The sequence below is a fragment of the Streptomyces phytophilus genome (genome assembly GCF_013870535.1).
GTDB lineage: Bacteria > Actinomycetota > Actinomycetes > Streptomycetales > Streptomycetaceae > Streptomyces > Streptomyces phytophilus.
This window is the reverse complement of record NZ_JACBXC010001061.1, coordinates 1-2,141: the sequence shown is the minus strand read 5'-3', so window position 1 is coordinate 2,141 and position 2,141 is coordinate 1. Positions and strand designations below refer to the sequence as shown.

2 protein-coding genes are annotated in these 2,141 nt (G+C 68.2%); both read right to left on the bottom strand.

The genetic code is table 11. From position 1 onward, the window contains the following. Window positions 1-370, bottom strand: a 370-nt coding sequence (locus H5J30_RS29025; protein ID WP_181790245.1) for an acyl-CoA thioesterase, incomplete at its 3' end; no start/stop codon positions are given. Window positions 371-413: 43 nt separating this feature from the next. Next, window positions 414-2,078: an energy-dependent translational throttle protein EttA gene (gene ettA, locus H5J30_RS29020; protein ID WP_181790244.1), complete on the bottom strand. Its 1,665-nt coding sequence runs from the start codon at window positions 2,076-2,078 to the stop codon at window positions 414-416. Window positions 2,079-2,141 lie beyond the last annotated feature (63 nt).

Here is a 2,141-nt window from a genome sequence, read left to right as displayed (position 1 = left end):
CCCGCTCCGCCTCCGTCAGCCGCCGCGGCCGGCCGGCCCCGAAGTCGAACGGGACGATGACCGTCGACGCCTGCGCGTACACCGCGCCGCCGTCGTCCGGGTCGTCCTTCACCTCGTACGCCAGCTTCGCCGACGCCGCCCGGATCTCCGTCACCCACACCTCGACCGTCACCGGGTCGTACCGGTGCACGAGCTGGCGCCGGTAGTCGATCTCGTGCCGGGCCACGACCGACCCGCCCTCGAAGGAGGTGCCGCCGCCGGCGGCGGCGGCACCTGCTTCGGCAGGCGCCAGCCGGAACATGAAGTCGATCCTGGCCTCCTCCAGATAGCGGAGGAACTCCACGTTGTTGACGTGGCCGTACGCGTCCATGTCCGCCCACCGCAGCGGGCAGCGGTAGACGTGCCTGGCCACGTCAGCCACGGGTGAGCTTCTTGTACGTGGCGCGGTGGGGCCGCGCGGCGTCGGGGCCGAGCCGCTCGATCTTGTTCTTCTCGTACGACTCGAAGTTGCCCTCGAACCAGAACCACTTGCTGTCGCCCTCGTACGCCAGGATGTGCGTCGCGATGCGGTCCAGGAACCAGCGGTCGTGGGTGATGACCACGGCGCAGCCCGGGAACTCCAGCAGCGCGTTCTCCAGCGACGACAGGGTCTCGACGTCGAGGTCGTTGGTCGGCTCGTCGAGCAGCAGCAGGTTGCCACCCTGCTTGAGGGTGAGCGCCAGGTTGAGGCGGTTGCGCTCGCCGCCGGAGAGGACGCCGGCCGGCTTCTGCTGGTCGGGGCCCTTGAAGCCGAAGGCCGACACGTACGCCCGCGAAGGCATCTCGACCTGGCCGACGTTGATGTAGTCGAGGCCGTCGGAGACGACCTCCCACAGCGTCTTCTTGGCGTCGATGTTCCCGCGGGACTGGTCGACGTAGCTGACGTTCACGGTGTCGCCGACCCGGATGCTGCCCGAGTCCGGCTTCTCCTGGCCGAGGATCATCTTGAACAGGGTCGTCTTGCCGGCGCCGTTGGGGCCGATGACGCCGACGATGCCGTTGCGCGGGAGCGTGAAGGACAGGTCTTCGATGAGCAGCTTGTCGCCGAAGCCCTTGCTCAGCTTCTCGACCTCGACGACGACGCTGCCGAGGCGCGGACCCGGCGGGATCTGGATCTCCTCGAAGTCGAGCTTGCGCATCTTCTCGGCCTCGGCCGCCATCTCCTCGTAACGGGCGAGGCGCGCCTTGGACTTGGCCTGCCGGCCCTTGGCGTTGGAGCGGACCCACTCCAGCTCATCCTTCAGGCGCCGCTGCCGCTTGGCGTCCTTCTGGCCCTCGACCTTCAGGCGCGCGGCCTTGGTCTCCAGGTACGTGGAGTAGTTGCCCTCGTAGGGGTAGGCGCGGCCGCGGTCCAGCTCCAGGATCCAGCCGGCGACGTTGTCGAGGAAGTACCGGTCGTGGGTGATGGCGACGACGGTGCCCTCGTACTGCGCGAGGTGCTGCTCCAGCCAGGCGACGGACTCGGCGTCGAGGTGGTTGGTGGGCTCGTCGAGGAGGAGGAGGTCGGGGCCCTCCAGCAGCAGCTTGCAGAGCGCCACGCGGCGGCGCTCGCCGCCGGAGAGGTTGGTGACGGGCCAGTCGCCGGGCGGGCAGCCGAGGGCGTCCATGGCCTGTTCGAGCTGGGCGTCGAGGTCCCAGGCGTTCTCGTGGTCCAGGTCCTCCTGGAGCTTGCCCATCTCCTCCATCAGCTCGTCGGTGTACTCGGTCGCCATCTGCTCGGCGATCTCGTTGAACCGGTCGAGCTTGCCCTTGGTGTCGGCGACGCCCTCCTGGACGTTTTCGAGGACGGTCTTCTCCTCACTGAGCGGTGGCTCCTGGAGGAGGATGCCGACGCTGTAGCCGGGCGAGAGGAAGGCGTCGCCGTTCGACGGCTGCTCCAGCCCGGCCATGATCTTGAGCACGGTGGACTTCCCGGCTCCGTTGGGGCCCACGACACCGATCTTGGCGCCGGGCAGGAAGTTCAAGGTGACGTTGTCAAGGATGACCTTGTCACCGTGCGCCTTGCGTGCCTTGCGCATGGTGTAGATGAACTCAGCCAAGAGAAACCGTCCGGCAGATCCGAGGTGGGCAGATGCACCCATCTTGCCGCACGCGCCGCCCCG